Raw genomic sequence first — 23,608 nt, 5'->3', positions numbered from 1 at the left:
CTGGCACATTGATCCAATTTTCTGACGTGTTTTAGCGCAAGGTCCTACATTCCGCTGCTCCCGTTCAGGTACACGGGTTATCCTTGCGCGACCTGCAGTGCAATTCTTTTTCACGACGCCGGGAACTTGTCGGGATCCGCTACTTACTGATGCAAGAGGCCAGCGATTTCACTCGCCAGAAAACCCGTCATTTTCAGGAAAGCCATATATGTCCTCCGCCAACGCGTCCATTATCCTCGTCGTCGAAGACGATGCCATTGTGCGCATGCTGATCGTCGACGTACTGGAGGAACTGGAATTCAACGTGCTGCAAGCCGATGGCAGCGAACAGGCGCTGGAGCGGCTCAGGGACTCGAACCAGCATATTGATCTGATGATGACCGATGTGGGCTTGCCGAACATGGACGGTCGCGAACTGGCCAATGAAGCACGGGCTTTGCGTCCGGCCTTGCGGATCCTGTTTGCCAGCGGGTATGCCGAAAACATCGAAGTGCCTCAAGGCATGCACGCGATCGGCAAACCGTTCTCCATCGATCAGTTGCGCGATAAAGTCAAAAGCATTCTGGAGTGACCCTGCAATCCGCTGTGGTTTAATGCGCGCCTTTTTCGTCCCTGCCCTGTCTCCGCTCCAAGGAATTCCCGTACATGAATCAGCCCCGCGCAACCAGAGTCCTGGTCATTGGTTACGTCTGGCCCGAGCCCCGCTCTTCCGCGGCCAGCGGGCACGTCATGCAAATACTCGAGGTGTTCCTGCAACAAGGCTGGGACATCACGTTCAGCAGCCCGGCCAGCTATGGCGAGCAACGCGCGGACCTGACGGCGCTGGGAATTCGCGAAGTACCTATCGAGCTGAACAACAGCAGTTTCGACGCTTTCATCAGCGAACTGGCGCCGGACATCGTGTTGTTCGATCAATTCATGATGGAGGAGCAGTTCGGCTGGCGGGTCGAGAAGCATTGTCCCGATGCCTTGCGCGTGCTCGAAAGTTGCGACCTGCAGAGCCTCAGGCACGGCCGGCATCAACGCCTCAAGGAGCGCTTGAAGGCCAGCGAGGACAACAATGACTTCAGCGGCCTGTTCACCCCGGCGTCGCGTGAAGAATTCGAACACATGGCCAATACCGATCTGGCCAAGCGCGAAATCGCCTCATTTTATCGCTGTGATTTGACGCTGATGGTTTCCGAGGTGGAAATCGAATTGCTGGTCGAGCAGTTCAGGATCCCGCGTAACCTGTTGCATTGGTGCCCATTGATGGTCGATCTGCCGACCGGCGCGCCGGGAGAGTACGAAGATCGCGCGCATTTTCTGCACATCGGCAATTTTCGCCATGCGCCCAACTGGGATGCCGTGCTCTGGCTGAAAACCGCGATCTGGCCGCTGATTCGCGCGCAACTGCCTGATGCACAGTTGCACATCTATGGCGCGTATACCCCGCCCAAGGCCACCGCCCTGCACAACGCGGCACAGGGCTTTCATGTGATGAACTGGGCGGAAGATGCCTTGCACGTGATGTCGAAGACGCGGGTGTGCCTGGCACCGCTGCGCTTCGGTGCAGGTATCAAAGGCAAGATCGTCGATGCGATGCTCTGCGGCACGCCCAATGTCACCACGCCGGTCGGCGCGGAAGCCATGCACGGCGAAGAGCCCTGGCCCGGTGCCGTAACCCGTACGGCACGCGAGTTCGCTGAGAGTGCCGTGCAACTTTATCAAGACAAGACTCAGTGGCTGGCTGCCCAGGCGCAGGCCCGGCACTTGTTGGCCAGCCGCTACCCGCAGTCCATCCATGGTCCTGCGTTGATCGAAAGGCTGGTCGAATGCCAAAGGAATCTGCCACATATCAGGCGCGATAACTTCACCGGCAGCATGTTGCGCCATCATCAGCACAAAAGTACCCAGTATATGGCGCAATGGATCGAGGCGAAAAACCGAAACCAACATTCCGAATAAAGTTGATTATTGACCGCGTACATCCAATGACAAAATAATTGATCACCGTCAACTAACACTGCTTTGGCGCAACTTGTTATTCATCAATCAATGCAAGGATGCATTAATGAACAATACAACCGAAGACAATTACGCACTCAATAACTGGATGAGCGCTACGCCGGCAATCGATAACCTGTCGCTTGGCGAGCTTACACTACCCGGCACGCACAATGCCGGGTGCGACTTGCAAGCGACCTATTCATTGATCCCCGGCGCACACTGGCTGGCTTGCCAGCACGATTCGTTCGCCGCTCAACTCAACAATGGTTCGCGCGTACTCGATTTACGACTGGACTTTGACGAGCCGGCCATGGAGTTTGAAAAATTCCGTTTCCAGCACAATGGCTTTCGCTCATCTCGTAACGTGCTAGGTTTATTTGCGGCTGTGAATCTGTTTTTGCGCGCCAACCCTGACGAGTTTGTGATTCTGGATTTCCATGAACTCAAGGACGGACAACAATCGTTCGACTACGCACTCTTCAACGAGATGATGCTCCGTTATCTTGGCCAGAGAATAATCCCTGCCGACAATAGAGGCCTGCCACTTGGCGTGCTTAAGAAAATCAGCGGCGAGCAACGAGTTCTGGTAACTGCCGAACAACATCCGGAGTTGGATCCCGCCTGGTTCTGCAAGAAAATCGAACACAAATGGAGCGGGATTGGCGACACAAATGTCCAGGAACTGGAGCAGCACATCACGAACGTATTGAAGGCTCCACCTCCGCGCACCACCTTGTGGTCACTGTCCGCCACAAGCTACTCGAAGCTGGGAGGCCCCGTCGATATCCATGATGAACTGGACACCTGGTTTGATCCCGTCACCCACTCCAGAAGCGAAAGGTGCAACATTATCAATGTCGATTTCATGGAAGAATCGAAACTGGTTTCCTGTTGCCGAAGCGCAAGCTTGATAAATGCCAGAAGAGCCAGAAAAGCCGGATAGTCCCGAAAGCCGAGAAGGCTCCCGTCAGGTTGCGCGACATCGACAACTGGCATTAGCCTCCCCACAAGAGGCATGATCAGGGCGCGATAACAAGAAAAGTGTATCGACATGCCCCGTATTGCCAGAATCACCGACCCTTCCTATGAATTGATGGACGACCACAACGGCTTGTCCATCATTTACCGCCAGCACGGTTTTCCCTGCCCGCTGGTGCGCTGGCATTTCCACAAGGAATACGAACTGCACCTTATCGTCGCCAGTTCCGGCAAGGTGTTCATCGGTGACTACATCGGCAACTTCTACCCGCATACCCTGTTCCTGACCGGCCCCAATCTGCCCCACAACTGGATCAGCCAGGTGGCCGAGGACGAAGTGGTGCCCAAGCGCGACATGCTGGTCAATTTCACCGACGAGTTGTTCGATAGCGGTTATCAGGTATTCGCCGAACTCAAGACCCTGGCGCCGTTGCTGGAACGCGCGCAGTACGGCATCGAGTTTCGCTGCAAGCACACCATCGGCAAAGCGACCGAGCTGATGCAGCGCATCGCCGATACCAGCGGCATCACCCGGCTCGGGCACTTTTTCATTCTGCTGGAGTTGCTCGCGGCCACCGACGACTACCAATTGCTCTCTGGCGCCACGACCCCGCAACTGGCCGACGAGCACAACATCGATCGCACCAACCGCGCAGTGGATTACATCTTCGCCCATTACGCCCGGGAACTGCCGCTGGAAGAAGTTGCCGAGCACCTGGACATGAAGCCCACCTATTTCAGCCGCGTATTCAAGCAGGCCACCGGGCGCAATTTCATCGAGTTCGTCAATCGCCTGCGCATCAGCAAGGCCTGCGAGTTGCTGGCCGACGGCGACAAACCGGTCACTGACGTGTGCTTCGAATCGGGCTTCAACAATATTTCCAACTTCAACCGGCGCTTCCAGCAACTAAAGGGCATGACGCCTTCACACTACCGGCGGTTGGTGGTGCAGCGGTTGACCGAGCAAAACCTCGGTTAAACGCGACCCGATGTGGGAGCGGGCTTGCTCGCGAAAGCGCAGTGTCAGGTTGAGAAATATCGCCTGGCACTACGCTTTCGCGAGCAAGCCCGCTCCTACAAGAGGTCGTAGCCAAGCCTGAAACCTGTACGTATTCGATATCGTTTCCTCGCTGAAAAGCCCTTCCCAGCGTCTAGCGCCCTAAAGCCCAGTGCAAAAAAGTATCGAAACAAGTGCGATGGATGATTTGTTTCGCCCTCCATTGAAGGATGTAATCAGTGCACATTCTTCCTGCCTTCGGAAGACACAAAAACAATAACTGTCCTTCTGTACCCCGCCGGGCGCAGAAAAGGAGTGCACGATGCAACCTTCGGTAAAAACCCTGCTTGCCCTCACCTGCATGACCCTCAGCAGCGTCAGCCTTGGCGCCCAGACCCTGACCATTGCCACCGTCAACAACAGCGACATGATCCGCATGCAAAAGCTCTCGAAAACCTTCGAGGCCGAGCACCCGGACATCAAGCTCAACTGGGTGGTCCTCGAAGAAAACGTCCTGCGCCAGCGCCTCACCACCGACATCGCCACCCAGGGCGGACAGTTCGACGTGCTGACCATCGGCATGTACGAAGCCGCACTCTGGGGCGCCAAGGGCTGGCTGGAGCCGATGAAGGATCTGCCGGCCGGTTATGCCCTCGACGACGTGTTCCCGTCGGTGCGCGAGGGCCTGTCGGTGAAGGGTTCGCTGTATGCCCTGCCGTTCTACGCCGAAAGCTCGATCACCTATTACCGTACCGACCTGTTCAAGGACGCCGGCCTGAACATGCCCGAGCGCCCGACCTGGGAACAGATCAGCGAATTCGCCAGCAAACTCACCCACAAAGACAAAGAACAGTACGGCATCTGCCTGCGCGGCAAGGCTGGCTGGGGCGAGAACATGGCGTTGGTCACCACCGTTGCCAACGCTTATGGCGCGCGCTGGTTCGATGAACAGTGGCAACCGGAATTCAGCGGGCCCGAGTGGAAAAATGCGCTGAACTTCTACGTCGACACCATGAAAAAATCCGGTCCGCCGGGTGCCTCGAGCAATGGTTTCAATGAAAACCTGGCGTTGTTCAACAGCGGCAAATGCGCGATCTGGGTCGATGCCAGCGTCGCCGGCTCGTTCGTCACCGACAAGACCCAGAGCAAGGTCGCCGATCACGTCGGTTTCACCTTCGCGCCGCATCAAGTCACTGACAAGGGCTCGGCCTGGTTGTACTCCTGGGCGCTAGCCATTCCGACCAGTTCCAAAGCCAAGGACGCAGCGAAAACCTTCAGTGCCTGGGCCACTTCCAGGGAATACAGCGCGCTGGTCGCGGAAAAGGACGGCATCGCCAACGTGCCGCCGGGCACCCGGGCCTCCACCTACAGCGAGACGTACATGAACGCAGCGCCGTTCGCCAGGGTCACGCTGGAGTCGCTCAAAGCCGCGGACCCGGGCAAGCCGGGGGCCAGGCCGGTGCCTTACATCGGTATTCAGTTGGTGACCATTCCCGAGTTCCAGGGCATTGGCACGCAGGTTGGCAAATCCTTCTCTGCGGCGCTGATCGGCCAGACCACGGTCGACCAGGCCTTGGCGGCGGCCCAGCAAACCACTGAACGCGAAATGAAGCGCGCGGGTTATCCCAAGTAACCCCGTACCCAATGTGGGAGCGGGCTTGCTCGCGAAGAGGCCAGTACATCCGACACAATTTTTGCGATTGGAATGCCGCCTTCGCGAGCAAGCCCGCTCCCACAATTGATCTTCATATGCCTGTAATCAACCGGTTCTGATCACCATGAATACATCAACTGCCAAAGCTCACATGGACATTGTCCAACCCCAGCGCAAAAGCCGCGTGGCCAACCCCGGCTGGTTTCTGGTCAGCCCTTCGGTGGCGTTGTTGCTGCTGTGGATGATTGTCCCGCTGGGCATGACCGTCTACTTTTCGATGATTCGCTACAACTTGCTCAATCCCGGCGAGAACGAGTTCGTCGGGCTGGAAAACTTCACCTACTTCCTCACCGATTCGGGCTTCCTGCCCGGCGCCAGCAACACCCTGTTGCTGGTGGGCAGCGTGCTGCTGATCAGTGTGGTGCTGGGCGTGCTGATCAGTGCCTTGCTCGAGGCCAGTGAGTTTTTCGGTCGCGGTATCGTGCGGGTGATGCTGATCTCGCCGTTTTTCATCATGCCCACCGTCGGCGCGCTGATCTGGAAAAACCTGATATTCCATCCGGTGTCGGGGATTCTTGCCTACGTCTGGAAGCTGTTTGGCGCGCAACCGGTGGACTGGCTGGCGCACTACCCGCTGCTGTCGATCATCGTCATTGTCTCGTGGCAATGGCTGCCCTTCGCGATCCTGATCCTGATGACCGCCATGCAGTCCCTCGACCAGGAACAGAAGGAAGCCGCGCGCCTGGACGGTGCCGGGCCCATCGCGATCTTCTGGCACTTGACCCTGCCGCACCTGGCGCGGCCGATTGCGGTGGTGGTGATGATCGAAACCATCTTCCTGCTCTCGGTGTTCGCCGAAATCTTCACCACCACCAACGGCGGCCCCGGCTACGCCTCGACCAACCTCGCCTACCTGATCTACAACCAGGCGCTGGTGCAGTTTGACGTCGGCATGGCTTCGGCGGGCGGTTTGATCGCCGTGGTCATCGCCAACATCGCCGCGATCATTCTGGTGCGGATGATCGGCAAAAACCTGACCGACAAAGCCTGAGGCCTGCCATGACTCTTCAACAATCCCGTCGCTTGCAAAGCCTGTTGCTCGGTACGTTGGCCTGGGCCATTGCGATCCTGATTTTCTTCCCGATCTTCTGGATGGTGCTGACCAGTTTCAAGACCGAAATCGATGCCTTCGCCACGCCGCCGCAGTTCATTTTCATGCCGACGCTGGAGAACTACCTGCACATCAACGAGCGCAGTGACTACTTCAGTTTTGCCTGGAACTCGGTGGTGATTTCCTTCAGCGCCACGGCCCTGTGCCTGCTGATCGCAGTGCCCGCGGCCTACTCCATGGCGTTCTACGAAACCCAACGCACCAAAGGCACGCTGCTGTGGATGCTCTCGACCAAAATGCTGCCGCCGGTGGGCGTGCTGATGCCGATCTACCTGCTGGCCAAGAGTTTCGGCCTGCTCGATACGCGCATTGCCCTGATCGTCATCTACACGCTGATCAACCTGCCGATCGTGGTCTGGATGATTTACACCTACTTCAAGGACATTCCCAGGGACATCCTCGAAGCCGCAAGGCTGGACGGCGCGACGCTGGCGCAGGAAATGCTCCGGGTGCTGCTGCCAATCGCCAAGGGCGGCCTGGCGTCCACGGTGCTGCTGTCGCTGATCCTGTGCTGGAACGAGGCGTTCTGGTCGCTGAACCTGACCTCGTCGAAAGCCGCGCCACTGACCGCGTTGATCGCCTCGTATTCGAGCCCCGAAGGGTTGTTCTGGGCCAAGTTGTCGGCGGTCTCGACCCTGGCCTGTGCGCCGATCCTGATCTTCGGCTGGATCAGCCAGAAACAGCTGGTGCGCGGCCTGTCGTTCGGCGCAGTGAAATGAAGATCGACTCGATTGCTGTAGGAGCGAGCTCGCTCGCGATGGACGTGAACGATGACGTGTACCACCTGGATGAACGCGCCGCCCGCAAGTTCATCGCGAGCAAGCTCGCTCCTACAGGTTCAACCGAATAACGAAAATGGAGGCCCACCACCATGGCCAACCTGAGAATCAAGAATCTGCAAAAAGGCTTCGAAGGCTTTTCCATCATCAAGGGCATCGACCTGGAAGTGAATGACAAGGAATTCGTGGTTTTCGTCGGCCCTTCGGGCTGCGGCAAATCCACCCTGCTGCGCTTGATCGCGGGGCTGGAGGAAGTCAGCGGCGGCACCATCGAACTCGATGGCCGCGACATCACCGAAGTGAGCCCGGCCAAGCGCGATCTGGCGATGGTGTTCCAGACCTACGCCCTGTACCCGCACATGAGCGTGCGCAAGAACATGTCGTTCGCCCTCGACCTGTCCGGTGTGGCGAAAGCCGAAGTGGAGAAAAAGGTCAGCGAAGCGGCGCGCATCCTTGAGCTGGGGCCGATGCTGGAGCGCAAACCCAAGCAACTCTCCGGCGGCCAGCGTCAGCGCGTGGCGATTGGCCGGGCCATCGTGCGCAATCCGAAAATCTTCCTGTTCGACGAACCGCTGTCCAACCTCGATGCCGCCCTGCGCGTGCAGATGCGTCTGGAGCTGGCGCGGCTGCACAAGGAGCTGCAGGCGACCATGATCTACGTGACCCACGATCAGGTCGAGGCCATGACCCTGGCGGACAAGGTCGTCGTGTTGAATGGCGGCAGGGTCGAACAGGTCGGCTCGCCTTTGGAGCTGTATCACCAGCCGGCCAACCTGTTTGTCGCGGGGTTTCTGGGCACGCCGAAAATGGGCTTTCTCAAAGGCAAGGTCACCCGCACTGATAGCCAGGGCTGCGAAGTGCAACTGGACGCCGGAACCCGCATCAGCCTGCCGTTGAGCGGCGGCCGTCTGAGCGTCGGCGGTGCAGTGACGCTGGGTATTCGCCCGGAGCATCTGGAACTGGCCAAACCGGGTGACTGCACCTTGCAGGTCACCGCCGATGTCAGCGAACGCCTGGGCAGCGACACGTTCTGCCACGTCCTGACTTCGTCCGGTGAACCCCTGACCCTGCGTGTTCGCGGCGATCTGGCCAGCCGCTACGGTGAAACCCTGAGCCTGCACCTGGATGCGCAACACTGCCATTTGTTCGATGCCGACGGCGTGGCGTTAACCCGCCCGTTGCGCATTGCTGCCTGACTTCAGAGAGCCCGCGATGAAACTCAACCAACACAACCTCAACCGCCTCGCGCCCGAAGTGGTCCTGCCCGCCTATGCGTTGGGCGATACCCGCCAAGGCATTGCGCACATCGGCGTCGGCGGTTTCCATCGCGCCCACCAGGCGTTCTACACCGATGCGCTGATGAACACCGGAGAAGGTCTGGACTGGGCCATTTGCGGCGTCGGCTTGCGCGTCGAGGACCGCCGCGCCCGTGACGATCTCAAGGATCAGGACTACCTGTTCACCCTGTTCGAACTCGGCGATGGCGACGACACCGAAGTCCGGGTGATCGGGGCCCTGCGCGACATGCTGCTGGCTGAAGACGACGCCCAGGCGTTGATCGACAAACTGGCCAGCCCCGAAATCCGCATCGTCTCGCTGACCATCACCGAAGGCGGTTACTGCATCGACGACAGCACCGGGGAGTTCATGGCGCACTTACCGCCAATCCAGCATGACCTGGCGCACCCGGACGCCCCGACAACCGTGTTCGGCTTCCTCTGTGCCGCACTGGCCAAACGCCGCGCCGCCGGCACAGCGGCCTTCACCCTGATGTCCTGCGATAACCTGCCGCACAACGGTGCCGTCACCCGCAAGGCCTTGCTGGCGTTCGCCGCGTTGCGCGATGCCGATCTGCGGGACTGGATTGAGCACAACGTGAGCTTTCCCAACGCCATGGTCGACCGCATCACTCCGATGACCAGCACCGAACACCGCCTGCAACTGGCCGACAGCCACGGGGTGGACGATGCCTGGCCGGTGGTCTGCGAACCTTTCGTGCAATGGGTGCTGGAAGACAAGTTCGTCAATGGCCGCCCGGCCTGGGAAAAGGTCGGCGTGCAGTTCACCGACGACGTTACGCCTTACGAAGAAATGAAGATCAAGCTGCTCAACGGCAGTCATCTGGCGCTGACGTACCTGGGGTTCCTCAAGGGTTACCGTTTCGTCCACGAAACCATGAACGACCCGCTGTTCGTGCGTTACATGCGCACCTACATGGACCTGGACGTGACGCCACAACTGTCGGCGGTGCCGGGAATTGACCTGACCGAGTACAAAAACACCCTGGTGGCGCGTTTCTCCAATCAGGCGATTGCCGATCAACTGGAGCGCGTTTGCTCGGACGGTTCGTCAAAGTTTCCTAAATTCACCGTACCCACCATCAACCGCCTGATCGCCGATGGCCGCGAGACCAAGCGTGCGGCCTTGGTGGTGGCGGCGTGGGCACTGTACCTCAAGGGCGTGGATGAGCATGGCGAGACTTACTCGATCCCGGACCCACGGGCGGCATTCTGCCAGGTGCTGGTGGCCGATGATGTGCTGATCACCCAGCGCTTGCTGGCGGTCGAGGAGATTTTTGGTACGGCTATTTCGCGTTCGCCGGAGTTTGTCGCGGCGTTCGAGTGGTGCTGTAACAGTTTGCGCGAAGTGGGTGTGACAAGAACTCTGGAGCGGGTCTTGGCGTAGTGTCGGTGGTGTGGCTACTGTCGTCTTCGCGAGCAAGCCCGCTCCCACAGGGTTTGGTGTTCCTTGTGGGAGCGGGCTTGCTCGCGAAGGCGGCCAGACAGGCACCGGTGATACTGAATCCAGACTTGTATCAAGCTGACGACCAAGGATCCTCCATGACAACCCGACAACTCTTCCTCGGCATCGACTGCGGCACCCAGGGCACCAAAGCCATCATCCTCGACGCGGCCACTGGTGAAGTGCTCGGCCAGGGAGCTGCCAGCCACAGCCTGATCAGCGCTGCCAATGGTCGCCGCGAACAGGACACCCAGCAGTGGCTGGAAGCCTTCGCCAGCGCCACCCGCCGCGCCTTGCTCGCGGCCAGCGTCGATGGCCAGTCGATCCTCGGCATTGGTGTGTCCGGCCAGCAACATGGCCTGGTGCTGCTCGACGAGCATGGCAAGGTGCTGCGGCCGGCCAAACTCTGGTGCGACACTGAAACCACCCCGGAGAATGACCGCCTGCTGGCCCACCTGGGTGGCGAAAAGGCTTCGCTGGAACGCCTCGGCGTGGTCATCGCGCCAGGCTACACCCTGTCCAAGCTGTTATGGACCAAAGAGCAGCACCCCGAGATTTTTCCCCGCATCGCCCGCATTTTGCTGCCCCACGACTACCTCAACCATTGGCTCACCGGCCGCAGTTGCAGCGAATACGGTGATGCCTCGGGCACCGGGTATTTCAATGTGCGTACGCGCCAGTGGGATGTGCACTTGTTGCGTGACATCGACCCGAGCGGACGCCTGCAAGCCGCCCTGCCGGAGCTGATCGATGCCCACCAGGCGGTCGGCACGATTCTGCCGGGCATTGCCGAACACCTGGGTATCAACCCACGGGCACTGGTGTCCAGTGGCGGCGGCGACAACATGATGGGCGCCATCGGCACCGGCAATATCCAGCCCGGTGCAATCACCATGAGCCTCGGGTCGTCAGGCACGGTGTACGCCTATGCCGATCAGCCGATCGTCGCCCCAGATGCTGCGGTTGCCACGTTCTGTTCTTCAAGCGGTGGCTGGCTGCCTTTGATCTGCACCATGAACCTGACCAATGCCACCGGACTGATTCGTGACCTGCTGGACCTGGACATCGACCAGTTCAATACGCTCGTTGCCAAGGCCCCCATCGGTGCCGAAGGTGTGAGCATGCTGCCGTTCTTCAACGGCGAGCGGGTGCCCGCCCTGCCCCATGCCAGCGCCAGCCTGTCGGGCTTGACCATGACCAACCTGACCCGGGCCAACCTGTGCCGCGCGGTGGTCGAAGGCACGACGTTCGGATTGCGATACGGACTGGACCTGCTACGCCACAATGGCTTACAAAGCCGCAGCATTTGCCTGATCGGCGGCGGCTCGAAAAGTGCGGTCTGGCGGCAAATCATCGCCGACACCATGAATACACCGGTGATCAGCACCGAACAAAGCGAGGCCGCGGCCCTCGGCGCAGCGATTCAGGCGGCCTGGTGCGTAGCCCGGGCGAACGGACGCGAAGACAGCCTGGCGGACTTGTGCGAGCGCTGCGTGAAACTCGACCCTGCCAGTGAAACCCTGCCGGTCGCCGACAATGTGCAGGCCTGTCAGCAGGCTTATGAACGCTATCGACAGCATGTCGCAACCCAATTTGAAGAGTGAACAACTATGTACCTGGTGTGTGGCGAAGCGCTGTTCGATTTTTTCAGTGAAAACGACGCCAGCGGTATGGCTTCCAAAGTGAGTTTCAAAGCCATTGCCGGCGGCTCGCCGTTCAACGTGGCAGTGGGATTGCGCCGGTTGGGCGTGGACGCGGCGCTGTTTGCCGGGTTGTCCACCGACTACCTGGGCCGGCGCTTGCTGCAAGTGTTGCAGGATGAAGGCGTGCGCCAGGAATTCCTGCTCGACTTTGTCGCGCCGACCACCCTGGCGATGGTCGCGGTCGGGGCCAATGGCTCGCCGCAGTACAGCTTCCGTGGCGAAGGCTGCGCGGATCGGCAATTGCAACCGGAGCACCTGCCGGCACTCGGGCCTGAAGTGCGCGGCTTGCATATCGGCTCGTTTTCCCTGGTGGTGCAGCCGATCGCCGACACACTATTGGCATTGGTGCGCCGGGAAAGCGGCAAGCGCCTGATCAGCCTCGACCCGAACGTGCGTCTGAATCCGGAGCCGGACATCGAACTATGGCGCACGCGGATCGCGACGCTGGTAGAACTGGCTGACCTGATCAAGGTCAGTGACGAGGACCTGCATCTGTTGTATCCCGGCCAGGACCCGGCGCAGGTGATCGAAGGTTGGTTGCAGCACCGCTGTCAGCTGGTATTCCTGACCCGGGGCGGCGAAGGCGCGACCGTGTTCAGCCGGGCCCATGGTTCGTGGTCGGTTCCCGCCTGTTCGGTAAAGATCGCCGACACCGTGGGCGCGGGCGATACCTTTCAGGCGGCGCTGATTACCTGGCTGACCGAACAGCAGCTGGATTCGGTGGAGGGTGTGAAGCAACTTGGCCGCGAGCAGATCGACCGCATGCTGAGGTTCGCCGTACAGGCGGCCGCGTTGACGTGCAGCAAGACCGGGCCGGATTTGCCTTATCGGCAGCAGTTGGAGATGAGCTGACACTGATGCCCTCATCGCGAGCAAGCTCGCTCCCACAGGGTTGCGGGTCGTTCACAACATTTGTGTCGACGCTCGGGCATTGTGGGAGCGAGCTTGCTCGCGATGACTTTCTATCAGGCGCCCGATGGTCTTAACTAATACACAGGATCGCGCAATCGCGGCAGGCGGCGTTCAACCGGGTTAACCCTCGCTTAACCGTGCGGTCCAACACTTCACTGGACCGCACGCCCTCAGACTGTTCTGACGCCCAGTGCGGCAGGTTCGACAAGCCACACATCGAACTGACATTCCGTTCGCACCGGAGATCGCTGATGAACACTCGCACCCTGCTGGTTACCACCGCCCTTGCCTGCACGGCGTTTGCCGGCCTGGCTCAGGCCAATGACACCACGACCTCTCAAGCCGTGCCCTATCACTACGGCATGCCATTGCATGTCAGCAAAGTGATTTCACTGACCGAGCCCGACACCCTGGAGTGCAAAGTGGTGAAGGCCGAAATGAAGTACATCGATGACACGGGAAAACCGGCAGAAATCACCTACCGTAAACTTTCCGACGCCTGCGAGAACCAAGGCTGACCGAAACGTCCGTTGGGGATTGGCCATGCCGGGCCGGGCATTTTACTGGCCGTCGAGCTTGAACTGGCGCTGGGCCTGGGGTTCTTCCAGACCCGGCGTGTATCGGTGGAACTCGAAACCGCAGGTTAAAGCGCCTTGCCCAGCATGGAGTGCGGCTCGACCTCCATGTGGTGCTGTCTGGACCGCAGTTGGGCAATCAACTCGTTTATTTCCCGACAACCATTGAGCCCGGAGGCATCGATGCCGGTGACCAATAGATCCAGGTGATCGGTTTGCCCGTCGGCATAGACCTTGACGGTCATCGATAGATCCGGTGACAGCGTGCACTGGCAGCGCTTGGGTAGAAAACTGCTTTCGATGATGTTTCGAAGTTCCAGGGCAGAAAGAAACATGGCGACTCTCTCCTTTGTGAGACTGCCAATAACGATCAATGCTCGCTCCTATGAGATCCCGGCAAGCTTCGAGGACAGGTACAGCATAAAACATACCGTGGATTTCGCTGTGCAGCTCATCGGCAATTCAAGGGTTTAGACCAATCACCGGTAAAGCCTGCCGTGCAGTTTGCAATAGTTGCCGCTGGCGCCCCTGCAATTTGCACACTGGCCCCCCCCCCGGATTTGCATTCACTGCACACGACAGTGAGAATGCCGCCCTTCACTTCAAGCAAGGAGGCATCATGAGTTCTTTGACCGTTAACGCTTGCACAGCGCTATTCGCACTGGGGCTTGCTGGCGTGGCGCACGCCGCCAAACTCGAAGAGACCGCGCCCTATCCGAAGGCCGAGAGCGGGTTTACCCGCCAGGTGATTCACCTCGCGCCACAGCCCCGGGAAAACGACTTTCAGGTCGAGATCCTGGCCGGCAAAACAATGACCGTAGACTGCAACCACCCGCGTCTGGGCGGCATCCTCGAGGAGAAAAACCTCGAAGGTTGGGGCTACCCGTTCTATCGCCTGGAAAAAATCATTGGCCCGATGAGCACGCTGATGGCCTGCCCGGACGGCACGAGCAAACAGGATTTCGTACCGGTGGTCGGTGATGGCTTCCTGCTGCGCTACAACAGCAAGCTGCCGCTCGTGCTGTACGTACCCAAGGACATCGAAGTGCGCTACCGAATCTGGTCAGCGTCGGACAAGGTCGAGAAATCCATTCAGGAATGACCTGGCCATCGGGCGGACCCTCGCGGCGTCCGCTGGCGGCCTGCGCAAGCGTCATGCGGGTGCGCCGCTCAACGCGGCGCGCTCTGCCACATGCCCCAGGCTGTCGAAATTGATGTTGGCACCCGAGTCGATGGCGACCAGGGTCTGACCACGAGCGCCGCTCCGTGCCACGTACTTCTTGATTCCGGCCACCGCCAGCGCGCCGGAAGGTTCGGTGATCGAGCGGGTATCGTCGTAGATATTCTTGATCGCAGCGCAAAGCTCATCGTTGCTGACCGTCACTACGTCATCGACGCAAAAGCGGCAGACCTCGAAGCCGTAGGCGCCGATCTGCGCCACCGCCACCCCGTCGGCGAAGGTGCCGACGCTGGGCAGGATCACTCGCTCACCGGCCAGCAACGCGGCTTGCAGACACGCGGAATGCTCCGACTCGACGCCGATGATGCGAATTTCCGGCCGCAAGTATTTGATGTAGGCGGCGATCCCCGCGATCAGCCCTCCGCCACCCACCGGCACGAAGATCGCATCCAGCGGACCTTGATGCTGGCGCAGGATTTCCATCGCCACCGTGCCTTGGCCCGCGATCACCTGCGGATCGTCGAAGGGTGAAACAAAGGTGCGACCGGTTTCCCTGGCCAGATCCAGTGCATAGGCCAGTGCAAACGGAAAGCTTTCCCCGTGCAATAGCGCATCAGCGCCACGACTGCGCACCCCGATGACCTTCAGTTGCGGCGTCGTGCAGGGCATGACGATGGTGGCATTGATCCCCAGTTCCCGCGCGGCCAGGGCCACACCCTGCGCATGATTGCCGGCAGAAGCCGTGACCACGCCGCGAGCCTTTTGCGCTTCGCTCAGTTGCACCAGCTTGTTGTAGGCGCCGCGGATCTTGAAGGAGAAGGTTGGTTGCAAGTCTTCGCGCTTGAGCAGGACCTGGTTGTCCAAGGCTTCAGACAAGGCCGACGCCGGTTGCAACGGCGTGCGCACCGCCAGCTCATACACCGGCGCGGCAAGGATTTTTTTGACGTAGCGTTCAAGCAGGGCTTGCTGATCGGTTGTAAAACTCATCGTCGTCTCCTGACGTTGATCGGGGCCCGGGAGACAGAAAGTAAAAACCCGCCTCTGGGGCGGGTTGGGTGCTGCAGTCGTGAGCTAGCCCGCCAGATGAGGAATGGCGGTAATAATGCTTGGCTGGCAGCGCAATACGGAGGAAGTCATGGCTCGAAATTAGCCGGGCATTGATGGCAAGTCAATGGCAAGTTTGCGCTGCGCGCTATAGGCTGCTGACTCTATCAAATTCATTGTCCAAGGAAGGAAACCATGAAGGCTATCGCCCTGCCCCTTATCGCCCTGATCGCCTTTGCCGGCTATACCGTTTCGGTGATGCTCCAGGCCGAGCAATCGCTGATCGATTTCGGCATCAGCCTGATGTCCAGCCCGGATACCGCACAGGTGGTGATCGATCTTTACTTGCTGGCGGTACTGGCGAGCATCTGGATGTACCGGGATGCACGAAAGCGCGGGCAGTCGGCGCTTTCAGTGGTGCCTTATCTATTGATCACCGCTGTTTTTGTGTCGATTGGGCCATTGTTGTATCTGGTTGTGCGCGGGTTTCAGGATCGAAAGGCATTAGTTGCCACGACTCGACAGATCTGACTCGGCCCCAGTGGGGGCCATGGCGGTCAACTTGCACCGCCATCATTTCGCCAAGCGCTTGAGCCCCACCACCATCGCCGCCGCCCCGATCATCATCGCCGACAGCAGCAACGGGTACGAAACCCACCAAGGCGTTCCCGCCGTCATCATGCTGAACTCGGACATGCCGCCGATGCTCGCCAGCAGGTTCAATGGCAGAAACACCACGTTGATCAACGTCAGCTTGCGCAGCAGGTTGTTCATGCTGTTGTTCATCAGGTTGCCCCGGGCGTCGATGAGTCCGGAGAACACTGTTGAATAGATTTCCGCCTGCTTGTAACACTGGTTGTTTTCGATGATCAGGTCATCTATCAGGCTGATGGCCTCGGCGCTGAAACACTGTTTTTGCGCATGATTGCGCAGTCGGGTCAGGACGGCGCCATTGCTGTGAATCGCGTTGATGTAATAGATCAGGCTTTCGCTGAGGTTGAACATCTGGATCAGATGCTGGTTCTGCATCGAGGCGTTGAATTTCTGCTGCAATTCCCGGGCGATCAGCTTGATGACCTTCAAGTGCCCCAGGTAATGATGAATGTTGTTGAACAGCAGATCGAGCAAGACATCCAGTGGCGTATTGAGGGCCTGACGCTTGCCGAGCCCGTTGAGCGGGGCGTCATCGGTGGCGATCACCAGCAACCGGCCCGGAGAAAACAGCAGACCACAAGAGGACACCTGGAACCCCAGGCTGTCGGCGCCTGAGTAACTGTCCGGACGCTTCCAGATCAGGAACAGGTTGTCTGGGTGGAACTCGATGCGCGACACCTCATCAGGGTCCAGCGCCGAGGCCAACGCGTGTTCATCGAGTTTGAAGTGACTGTGCAGCAAGTCGCGCTCGGCTGCATCGGGGTTGCTGAACAGCATGACATCGGCGTCCAGGCGTTCAACGGCGTGCAGTGCGCCGTGAGCCAAATCGAAACTCTTGATCATTGCTCGCTCACCAGGCCTGGCCGCGACGTTTGAGCTCCAGGCGGCGGACGAACTCTTCCAGCACCAGTGAATACAGATCGTCCTGCAGGTAGGCGTCTTCGATGCCGGCGTCCATGTTCGGGTTGTCGTTGACCTCGATCACCACCACTTTGTCGCCGGACTGTTTGAGGTCGACGCCGTAGAGGCCATCGCCGATCAGGTTGGCGGTTTTGACTGCCAGTTCCACCACCGCCCGAGGCGCTTCGTGAACCGCCAGGGTGCGGCATTCACCGTTGATGTCCTGACCCTTGGCCTTGTGGTTGTAGATTTGCCAGTGGCCCTTGGACATGAAGTATTGGCAGGCAAAGATCGGTTTGCGGTTGAGCACGCCAATGCGCCAGTCGTACTCGGTGTAGAAGAACTCCTGGGCCAGCAACAGCACCGAGTGTTCGAACAGTTCAGCGGTGGCTTCGAGCAAGGCTTGCTGGCTTTCGACCTTGATCACGCCCCGGGAGAAACAACCGTCGGGGATTTTCAACACCAGCGGAAAGCCCAGACGCTCACCAATCCGTTCGAAGTCTTCCGGTCGCTCCTTGTAGAGGATTTCGGTGGCGGGCATGCCCAATTGATGACTCTTGAGCAGGTCGGTCAGGTACACCTTGTTGGTACAGCGCAGAATCGAGGTCGGGTCGTCCATCACCACCAGCCCTTCGCTCTCGGCTTTCTTGGCGAAGCGATAAGTATGGTTGTCGACGCTGGTGGTCTCGCGGATCAACAAACCGTCGTATTCTGCAATCCGTGCGTAGTCCTTGCGCTCGATCAGCTCGACGTCGATACCCAGCGTCCTGCCGACCCGGACGAAGTTGTCCAGCGCCTTGGCATTCGACGGTGGCAAGGCTTCCTGAGGATCGCGCAGGATGGCCAGGTCGTAGCGGGCCAGCCGTCGTGAGCGCGGCAGACGCCAGATCTTGCGACTGAAACTGTCGAGAGAGTGGGCAAATTGATCTTCCTGATCCTCTCGTAACTTGTGCAACGCACCGGACTTGATGCCTTCGATATGCCAGCCGTTAGTTCGACGAAACTCAACTAACAAGATCGGACAGGCAAACACTTCAAATAATTGCCTGGCCAAATCCTGCAAAGGTTCGATATTGGTCTTGCCGAAATACAACGTCAGGGTAAAGCCTTCAGTGTCGCTGTAGGCATGATGACTGAGGGCTTTTTCCAGGGTTTTATCCAGGTCATCCAGCGCCAGTCCGTAAAGGGATTTGCGGGTCAGTTCGCTGATGGTTCGCACCGACGGAATGACCTTGTGCCCACGGGCTTCAGCCAGCAGCGAGCAGTAATAACCGTGCCCCAGGTACTTGTAGCTACGGCACAGGTTGATGACCTGCACGCGCTTGCCCTGCTCGTTGTCGCGGGTTTGTTCCAGATACTCCTGGGCCGTGACAATGTCCTCGCTGGGAAAATAGTTGGCCCAGTCTTCCTTGCGTTCGACGATGATAATCAACTGGCTGGATGTTTTATTCGTACCATTTAAATAAGTTGCCGAAGTGATTGCTGTCGGCACAGTTTGCTCGGATACTTCGCGCCAATGACCTTGTACCGCTGACATAGTGATTGATCCGTTGGAGAACAAGACCTTTCCTATTAAGCACGAACTTATTCGAAAGTCCCGTTTCGTTACGCAACTTTTACGGCGGTCAGTATGAATACAGTTTTTCGTTTGGCGGTAATAGAAGACTTACCCGCACTGCTGCAACTTGAAGAGCAATGCTTTACCACCGATCGGCTCAACAGTCGTAGCTTTCAATGGATGATCAGCCGCGCCAACGGGCAACTGCTCGTGGCCCAGTGCGGCGAGCATCTGCTGGGTTACGCCGTGGTACTTTTCCATCGAGGTACGTCACTGGCGCGTCTGTATTCGATTGCCATCGCGGCTCAGGCGCGGGGCAATGGCTTGGGCAAGCAGTTGCTCGATCGCGTCGAAGCCATTGCCCTGGAACACGATTGCGCCTATTTGCGTTTGGAGGTGCGTATCGACAATCCGCCGGCAATTGCCCTGTATGAACGTAACGGTTACCGGCGCTTTGCCCTGATCCATGACTACTATCAGGACCACGCCGATGCGTTGCGCCTGGAAAAACGCATCCTCCAGCACCGCGAATCACGCAACATTCAAGTGCCCTACTACCCACAGACCACCGATTTCACCTGCGGTCCGGCCTGCCTGCTCATGGCCATGGGCGCGTTGCAGCGGGGGCGTTTGCTGGAGCGGCGTGAAGAACTGCAAATCTGGCGCGAGGCAACCACCGTGTTCATGACCTCCGGCCACGGTGGCTGCAGCCCGCAAGGCCTGGCATTGGCGGCCTGGCGCCGCGGGTTTCGGGTGCGCCTGCAACTGAGCATGGCCGGGCCGTTGTTCCTTGACGGGGTGCGCGATGAGCATAAAAAAGACGTAATGCGTCTGGTGCACGAAGAGTTCACCGCGCAGTTGCTTGCCAGTGACGTCGTGTGCGAGATCGGCGGGCCACTGAATCTTCCTCAACTGCTGGAGCATGGCGGGCAGCCGTTGGTGCTGATCAGTAGCTATCGCCTGACCCGCTCCAAATCGCCGCACTGGGTGATGGTGACCGATTGCGATGAAGAATTTGTCTATCTGCATGATCCCGATGTGGACCACAGCCAGCATCGCCAGGCCATGGACTGCCAGCACCTGCCGGTCAGCCATGGGGAGTTCGAGAAGATGTGCAGCTTTGGCCGGGACAAATTGAGGGCGGCTGTGATTTTGTATGGTCAGAGGTAGCAGCTACTTTGGTGGTAGCCCTGACACCGCCTTCGCGAGCAAGTCGGATCGCCGCTCCCACAGGGGAAATGCATTCCCGGTAGGAGCGGCCGCAGGTTGCGATCTTTTGACTCTCAATGCTTACGCAACCACTCGATAAACAACGCAAACAACTCCGACTGCGCCCCGACCTCCAACTTCAAATACAAGTTCTTGCGGTGCATACGCACGGTTTCCGGAGAGATGTTCATCTCACCCAGACCTGCCGCTTCTCGCAGCAGCTGTTGAGGCATCGCTCTCCCCCACAAAGATCTGCGTCGGTATCTTGAAGCCCCGCAGCTTGAGCAGCGCCAACGGCCCCGCGCCCAGTTCCGTGCGCAGGTTCCAGGTCAGGTCGATGCCGTCCGGCGCCTTGAGTTGCACGCGGTAGTGGCTGTCGCTGTCGGTCAACGGCGTGACCCGGGCTTGTTCCAGCAGGCGGATCAAGCCCCAGGTGCCCTGGAAATCGCCGTACAGGCGCTCGCCGGCGTGGACACTGGTCCAGGTCAGGCTGGTGCCCGGGTGGCTGCTGAAGCCTGGCCAGGCGAAGCGTTGCCAGCGCTCTTTCTGGTTGAAGTAGTGGTGTTTCTCACCGTTGAGCACGAAGGTCGTCTGCACCACGTCGCGCACGGCCTTGCCCTGCAGCTCGAAGCTCAGGCCCATGCCGCCGTCGGTGTAGAGCACGTCGGCCAGGTGGCTGAGCTGGTTGATCGCGCTGAGGAACTGCGGGTTGAAACGCAGGCCCTGGCTGTGCCGGGCATCGGCCACCCAACGGCTGCCTTCCTTGCGCAGCACGCCGCCCAGTTGTTGCTGCAGGAATTGTTCGATGCGCCCGGAATCGGCGCGGATCATCTGCCCCAGCATCGGCAACGAGGCGTCACTGGCGGTCGCCGCGAAGGGGTAGCGACCGGCGAAGGCGCCCTGCCAGTCGTTGACCACCGCCCGTTGCCACTGGCTGTTGAGGCCGGCGACCGAGGGTTGCAGGACCCGCTGCCAGGCCTGTTCCAGCGTCTGCACGAACAGCGCGTGACCGCCGCCGTCCCACTGCGCGCCCAGGTTGGCGGCGACCAGGCTGCCGTAGGCCTGGGTGTCGGTCAGGTCGACCTGCTGGCCCTGGAACACGCTCTGCGCCAGGGCCTGGGTCATAGCCTGCGGGTTGCTCGCCTGGATCATTTGCTGCAATTTCAAGCGTACCCGGGTCACGCGGTTGAGGAAGCCGTGCAGGCTCAAGCGCTCGCTGTCGGCCTTGCCGTCGGCGTCCTTGCCCAGCAGCGTGAGCCACGGGCCGAAGCTGGCGTCCAGCGGCTGGCTTGGCGCTGGCAGTTCTATCAGCGGCACCTGGTCCTGGCCGATCAGCTTCTGCGCCGACTTGACCAGCGAATCGCCGAGCGCCTGGCCGCGCGCGCCGGCCTGGCCCTGATACGCCAGGGTGTTCAGCAGCGCGAGCAGCGGCGACTGGCGCACGTCGCTCATCAGCGCCAGCTGGTCGATGACCTCGCCGAGGCTGTCGACCTCTTGCCAGCGCAGGCTGTTGAGGAAATCCAGCCAGGCGTTGGCGTAGTCCTGGAAGTAGCGCTCGGTCAGGCGTTCCTTGAGTTGCTCCGGGGTCAGCTCGGCGGCGAGGTCTGCCGGGCGGTCGCTGAGCACCCAGTCGATTTCCTCGCGACGGGCCTCGGCGATGGCGTTGATGGCCCCACGCACTTGCCCTTCCCAGGCCTGGCGGGTGAACACGCCGGGCACGGTTTTTTGGCTGGCAAACAGCGCCCGGGCATCGGTGTCGCCGACCATATGTGGCAGGCTCAGCGCCGGGTAATGATTGGCCGTGTCGTCGAGGACTTTTTGATAGAGGCTGGCCTGGGCGTTGCGCTGGCCGAGTTGGCCAAGCAGCACCTGGCGGGCTTGCGCCACCAGTCGCGGGTCGGCCTCGATGCGCCAGTCGGGATGCGCCGCCAGCTGTTCGGCATAGAACTGCCACAGGATCGGCGACAGGTGTTGCCACAGGCCGGGCGAGATCTCGGCGCGTTGCGGTTGCGCCTCGCTCAGGGCTTGGGTCAGGAAGGTCGGGTCGACCTTTTCCGGCCGCGTCAGCATCAGGTAGGCCTTGAGCTGGGCGTAGGCCGCCGGGGCCCGGCGGGCGCGCTCGGGGCTGGCGGGCGGCAACTTGATCAGGGCGTCGAGCTGCTGTTGCAGAGTGGCCGCCACCGGGTCGCGCAGCAGCCGGTTATTGGCCTCGACATAACGCGGCCACAGCGCCTCGAACAGCGCGTCGTTTTTGTTCAGGCCAAACCGCTGGTACCAGGGCGTGCCGTGTTCGACGCGGTCATCCAGGCGCCCCAGCTCTAGGGTCAGCTGGTGCAGGGCCAGCAGTTGTTGGTCGGCGCTTTGCGCCTGTTGCATCGAGGTGATGGCGCTCTGTACCTGGGTGATGTGCACGCGGTTGCTGGCGAACGACAGCAGCAGGCCAACACCCCACACCGCGATCAGGGCCAGGGCCATTGCGTAGCCGATGCGCACGGCGCCCCAGCCCAGGCGGCGACGGTGCACGGTTTGGTCACCGAGCACGCCCTCCCAGGGCGGCGTGACATGCCACAGACGCCCGGCCTCTGCCGTGCCGCCCGGCACCGCCAGGCTGAACCACAGACCACGCAACGGCACGCCCCGGGCAAAAATCCGAAACAACGGTGCCAGCACCTGACGCCAACGGGCAATGCCCTCGACCTGCAGATCGCGGGCCAGGCGCACGAGGAAATCGTTGTCCACCGAGTCCTGCATCTGCAGCCAGCCGGCGTGGCGCAGGGGTTGCAGGAGGCTGTCCAGCGCGTCCTCCACATCCGGCGGCGTCACGGGGGTGGGCAGCAGGCAGCCGACCGGCTGGCGCTGGTCCTGTTGCCACTGGCTGTCGCAGACCTGCCACAGGTGCAGCGGCAACTGCCAGCGCAGCTTGAGCGCCAGGGCTTGCAGGTGGCGGGCGCCGATGTCCATCGCGGCGGCGTCGGTGCTTTGCGGTGTGTTGAGGGCCCAGATGACGCCGTCGAGGGGCCGCCAGCGACTCAGCCATTGGCACAGCTGCAGTACCGTGTCGCTGGCCGCGGTTTGCGTACTGCCGCCCCAGAGCAGGACGGTGTCGTGGCCTTCCAGCCAATGATGCGTCGCCAGGTTGGGGGCGATGGCGTTGATCTGCTCCGGTTCGCCGACCACCAGGAACACGCGAACCTTGAAGCGCCAGAGCAGGCCGTGTTGTTCGCGCAGGTCCTCATTGATCGCCGTGATGGTTCGTGCCACCTGGGACTCGACGGACTCCTCGAGGGAGACTGGCGCCGCCTGGCGAGCATCATCCCCCTCGAACTGAAGATAATCGGCGCGCCCCAGTTGCCGCCCCAACCAATGGTGGCCACCCCAAAACATCACCCCGAGGGTGAGGACCGATGTCACCGCCAGCCAGATCCTTTGCCGGTCACTGCCGGCGGCCATCCCCAGCCATTCGGGATAGCGCCAGAGCACTCCCGCCAAGACCAGACCGGTGAGCAACAGCCCGCCGATCAGCACACCGATCCCTACAGAGCGTCGAAACTGCATTCGAAATT

General features: G+C 60.1%; 21 protein-coding genes and 1 pseudogene. 16 read left to right on the top strand and 6 right to left on the bottom strand.

Translation table 11 applies throughout. From position 1 onward, the window contains the following. Window positions 1–208 precede the first annotated feature (208 nt). The 13 genes from AC06G5_RS14235 (at window position 209) to AC06G5_RS14175 (ending at window position 13,443) form a co-directional block, all read left to right on the top strand. Window positions 209–571 (top strand): response regulator, encoded by a 363-nt coding sequence (locus AC06G5_RS14235; protein ID WP_413704899.1) that lies wholly within the window; start codon window positions 209–211, stop codon window positions 569–571. A 74-nt stretch (window positions 572–645) separates the two neighbouring features. Continuing rightward, the gene (locus tag AC06G5_RS14230; protein ID WP_413704900.1) at window positions 646–1,947 is read left to right on the top strand and encodes a glycosyltransferase; all 1,302 of its coding nucleotides are present in this window, start codon (window positions 646–648) and stop codon (window positions 1,945–1,947) included. A gap of 106 nt (window positions 1,948–2,053) precedes the next feature. Continuing rightward, window positions 2,054–2,932, top strand: coding sequence for a phosphatidylinositol-specific phospholipase C domain-containing protein (locus AC06G5_RS14225; protein WP_413422846.1), 879 nt, complete (start codon window positions 2,054–2,056; stop codon window positions 2,930–2,932). 108 nt (window positions 2,933–3,040) lie between these two features. Then, complete coding sequence (locus AC06G5_RS14220) at window positions 3,041–3,946, top strand: AraC family transcriptional regulator (RefSeq protein ID WP_413422847.1); 906 nt, start codon at window positions 3,041–3,043, stop codon at window positions 3,944–3,946. Between the two features lie 340 nt (window positions 3,947–4,286). Next, window positions 4,287–5,597 (top strand): ABC transporter substrate-binding protein, encoded by a 1,311-nt coding sequence (locus AC06G5_RS14215; RefSeq protein ID WP_413422849.1) that lies wholly within the window; start codon window positions 4,287–4,289, stop codon window positions 5,595–5,597. A gap of 172 nt (window positions 5,598–5,769) precedes the next feature. Continuing rightward, the gene (locus tag AC06G5_RS14210; RefSeq protein ID WP_413705481.1) at window positions 5,770–6,669 is read left to right on the top strand and encodes a carbohydrate ABC transporter permease; all 900 of its coding nucleotides are present in this window, start codon (window positions 5,770–5,772) and stop codon (window positions 6,667–6,669) included. Between the two features lie 8 nt (window positions 6,670–6,677). Further along, window positions 6,678–7,508, top strand: a complete 831-nt coding sequence (locus AC06G5_RS14205; protein WP_413422854.1) for a carbohydrate ABC transporter permease — start codon at window positions 6,678–6,680, stop codon at window positions 7,506–7,508. After that, complete coding sequence (locus AC06G5_RS14200; RefSeq protein ID WP_413422856.1) at window positions 7,505–7,639, top strand: hypothetical protein; 135 nt, start codon at window positions 7,505–7,507, stop codon at window positions 7,637–7,639. Before AC06G5_RS14205 ends, AC06G5_RS14200 begins: the two co-directional genes overlap by 4 nt. A gap of 21 nt (window positions 7,640–7,660) precedes the next feature. Continuing rightward, window positions 7,661–8,764: an ABC transporter ATP-binding protein gene (locus AC06G5_RS14195; protein ID WP_480459731.1), complete on the top strand. Its 1,104-nt coding sequence runs from the start codon at window positions 7,661–7,663 to the stop codon at window positions 8,762–8,764. Window positions 8,765–8,780: 16 nt separating this feature from the next. Beyond that, a complete protein-coding gene (locus AC06G5_RS14190; protein WP_480459730.1) occupies window positions 8,781–10,253 on the top strand; it encodes a mannitol dehydrogenase family protein in 1,473 nt (490 codons plus the stop codon). Between the two features lie 155 nt (window positions 10,254–10,408). Further along, the gene (gene xylB, locus AC06G5_RS14185; protein WP_413422861.1) at window positions 10,409–11,914 is read left to right on the top strand and encodes a xylulokinase; all 1,506 of its coding nucleotides are present in this window, start codon (window positions 10,409–10,411) and stop codon (window positions 11,912–11,914) included. Between the two features lie 6 nt (window positions 11,915–11,920). Next, the gene (locus AC06G5_RS14180; RefSeq protein ID WP_480459729.1) at window positions 11,921–12,865 is read left to right on the top strand and encodes a carbohydrate kinase family protein; all 945 of its coding nucleotides are present in this window, start codon (window positions 11,921–11,923) and stop codon (window positions 12,863–12,865) included. Window positions 12,866–13,176: 311 nt separating this feature from the next. Further along, window positions 13,177–13,443, top strand: coding sequence for a DUF2790 domain-containing protein (locus AC06G5_RS14175; protein WP_413422865.1), 267 nt, complete (start codon window positions 13,177–13,179; stop codon window positions 13,441–13,443). A gap of 125 nt (window positions 13,444–13,568) precedes the next feature. Here AC06G5_RS14175 and AC06G5_RS14170 read toward each other — a convergent pair whose 3' ends face one another. After that, window positions 13,569–13,835 carry a DUF1652 domain-containing protein gene (locus tag AC06G5_RS14170; protein ID WP_413422867.1) on the bottom strand — a complete coding sequence of 89 codons (267 nt, stop codon included), beginning with the start codon at window positions 13,833–13,835 and terminating at the stop codon, window positions 13,569–13,571. Between the two features lie 284 nt (window positions 13,836–14,119). Here AC06G5_RS14170 and eco point away from each other — a divergent pair, with 284 nt between their 5' ends. Next, complete coding sequence (gene eco, locus AC06G5_RS14165) at window positions 14,120–14,602, top strand: serine protease inhibitor ecotin (RefSeq protein WP_413428933.1); 483 nt, start codon at window positions 14,120–14,122, stop codon at window positions 14,600–14,602. Between the two features lie 51 nt (window positions 14,603–14,653). Here eco and ilvA read toward each other — a convergent pair whose 3' ends face one another. Continuing rightward, window positions 14,654–15,667: a threonine ammonia-lyase, biosynthetic gene (ilvA, locus tag AC06G5_RS14160; RefSeq protein ID WP_480459727.1), complete on the bottom strand. Its 1,014-nt coding sequence runs from the start codon at window positions 15,665–15,667 to the stop codon at window positions 14,654–14,656. A gap of 252 nt (window positions 15,668–15,919) precedes the next feature. On the opposite strand from ilvA, the gene AC06G5_RS14155 reads away from it, so the two are divergent. Continuing rightward, window positions 15,920–16,255, top strand: a complete 336-nt coding sequence (locus AC06G5_RS14155; RefSeq protein WP_413427487.1) for a DUF2834 domain-containing protein — start codon at window positions 15,920–15,922, stop codon at window positions 16,253–16,255. Between the two features lie 42 nt (window positions 16,256–16,297). On the opposite strand, the gene AC06G5_RS14150 is transcribed toward AC06G5_RS14155, so the two are convergent. Continuing rightward, window positions 16,298–17,221, bottom strand: coding sequence for a magnesium transporter CorA family protein (locus AC06G5_RS14150; protein ID WP_480459724.1), 924 nt, complete (start codon window positions 17,219–17,221; stop codon window positions 16,298–16,300). A gap of 7 nt (window positions 17,222–17,228) precedes the next feature. Further along, window positions 17,229–18,815, bottom strand: a complete 1,587-nt coding sequence (locus tag AC06G5_RS14145; RefSeq protein WP_480459722.1) for a RimK family protein — start codon at window positions 18,813–18,815, stop codon at window positions 17,229–17,231. Between the two features lie 93 nt (window positions 18,816–18,908). Between AC06G5_RS14145 and AC06G5_RS14140 the strand changes: the two genes are divergently transcribed. Further along, window positions 18,909–20,006, top strand: a complete 1,098-nt coding sequence (locus AC06G5_RS14140) for a GNAT family N-acetyltransferase/peptidase C39 family protein (protein WP_480459720.1) — start codon at window positions 18,909–18,911, stop codon at window positions 20,004–20,006. Window positions 20,007–20,119: 113 nt separating this feature from the next. On the opposite strand, the pseudogene AC06G5_RS14135 reads toward AC06G5_RS14140, so the two are convergent. After that, a pseudogene (locus tag AC06G5_RS14135) lies at window positions 20,120–20,236 on the bottom strand (helix-turn-helix transcriptional regulator); the annotation flags it as partial. Between the two features lies 1 nt (window position 20,237). Then, the gene (locus tag AC06G5_RS14130) at window positions 20,238–23,600 is read right to left on the bottom strand and encodes an ImcF-related family protein (protein WP_480459718.1); all 3,363 of its coding nucleotides are present in this window, start codon (window positions 23,598–23,600) and stop codon (window positions 20,238–20,240) included. Between the last annotated feature and the right edge of the window lie 8 nt (window positions 23,601–23,608).

Source organism: Pseudomonas sp. WT-JTC, assembly GCF_056711565.1.
Note: the sequence above shows the minus strand (reverse complement) of the source record. Positions and strands in the feature narration are given on the sequence as shown.

Bases quoted from the DNA above. Each gene is read 5' to 3' on its own strand.
- AC06G5_RS14195 (WP_480459731.1), top strand. From the start codon at position 7,661: ATGGCCAACCTGAGAATCAAGAATCTGCAAAAAGGCTTCGAAGGCTTT.
- AC06G5_RS14215 (WP_413422849.1), top strand. From the start codon at position 4,287: ATGCAACCTTCGGTAAAAACCCTGCTTGCCCTCACCTGCATGACCCTC.
- AC06G5_RS14155 (WP_413427487.1), top strand. From the start codon at position 15,920: ATGAAGGCTATCGCCCTGCCCCTTATCGCCCTGATCGCCTTTGCCGGC.
- eco (WP_413428933.1), top strand. From the start codon at position 14,120: ATGAGTTCTTTGACCGTTAACGCTTGCACAGCGCTATTCGCACTGGGG.
- AC06G5_RS14180 (WP_480459729.1), top strand. From the start codon at position 11,921: ATGTACCTGGTGTGTGGCGAAGCGCTGTTCGATTTTTTCAGTGAAAAC.
- AC06G5_RS14220 (WP_413422847.1), top strand. From the start codon at position 3,041: ATGCCCCGTATTGCCAGAATCACCGACCCTTCCTATGAATTGATGGAC.
- ilvA (WP_480459727.1), bottom strand. From the start codon at position 15,667: ATGAGTTTTACAACCGATCAGCAAGCCCTGCTTGAACGCTACGTCAAA.
- AC06G5_RS14235 (WP_413704899.1), top strand. From the start codon at position 209: ATGTCCTCCGCCAACGCGTCCATTATCCTCGTCGTCGAAGACGATGCC.
- AC06G5_RS14175 (WP_413422865.1), top strand. From the start codon at position 13,177: ATGAACACTCGCACCCTGCTGGTTACCACCGCCCTTGCCTGCACGGCG.
- AC06G5_RS14145 (WP_480459722.1), bottom strand. From the start codon at position 18,815: ATGTCAGCGGTACAAGGTCATTGGCGCGAAGTATCCGAGCAAACTGTG.
- xylB (WP_413422861.1), top strand. From the start codon at position 10,409: ATGACAACCCGACAACTCTTCCTCGGCATCGACTGCGGCACCCAGGGC.
- AC06G5_RS14225 (WP_413422846.1), top strand. From the start codon at position 2,054: ATGAACAATACAACCGAAGACAATTACGCACTCAATAACTGGATGAGC.
- AC06G5_RS14190 (WP_480459730.1), top strand. From the start codon at position 8,781: ATGAAACTCAACCAACACAACCTCAACCGCCTCGCGCCCGAAGTGGTC.
- AC06G5_RS14130 (WP_480459718.1), bottom strand. From the start codon at position 23,600: ATGCAGTTTCGACGCTCTGTAGGGATCGGTGTGCTGATCGGCGGGCTG.
- AC06G5_RS14140 (WP_480459720.1), top strand. From the start codon at position 18,909: ATGAATACAGTTTTTCGTTTGGCGGTAATAGAAGACTTACCCGCACTG.
- AC06G5_RS14170 (WP_413422867.1), bottom strand. From the start codon at position 13,835: ATGTTTCTTTCTGCCCTGGAACTTCGAAACATCATCGAAAGCAGTTTT.
- AC06G5_RS14230 (WP_413704900.1), top strand. From the start codon at position 646: ATGAATCAGCCCCGCGCAACCAGAGTCCTGGTCATTGGTTACGTCTGG.
- AC06G5_RS14150 (WP_480459724.1), bottom strand. From the start codon at position 17,221: ATGATCAAGAGTTTCGATTTGGCTCACGGCGCACTGCACGCCGTTGAA.
- AC06G5_RS14205 (WP_413422854.1), top strand. From the start codon at position 6,678: ATGACTCTTCAACAATCCCGTCGCTTGCAAAGCCTGTTGCTCGGTACG.
- AC06G5_RS14210 (WP_413705481.1), top strand. From the start codon at position 5,770: ATGGACATTGTCCAACCCCAGCGCAAAAGCCGCGTGGCCAACCCCGGC.
- AC06G5_RS14200 (WP_413422856.1), top strand. From the start codon at position 7,505: ATGAAGATCGACTCGATTGCTGTAGGAGCGAGCTCGCTCGCGATGGAC.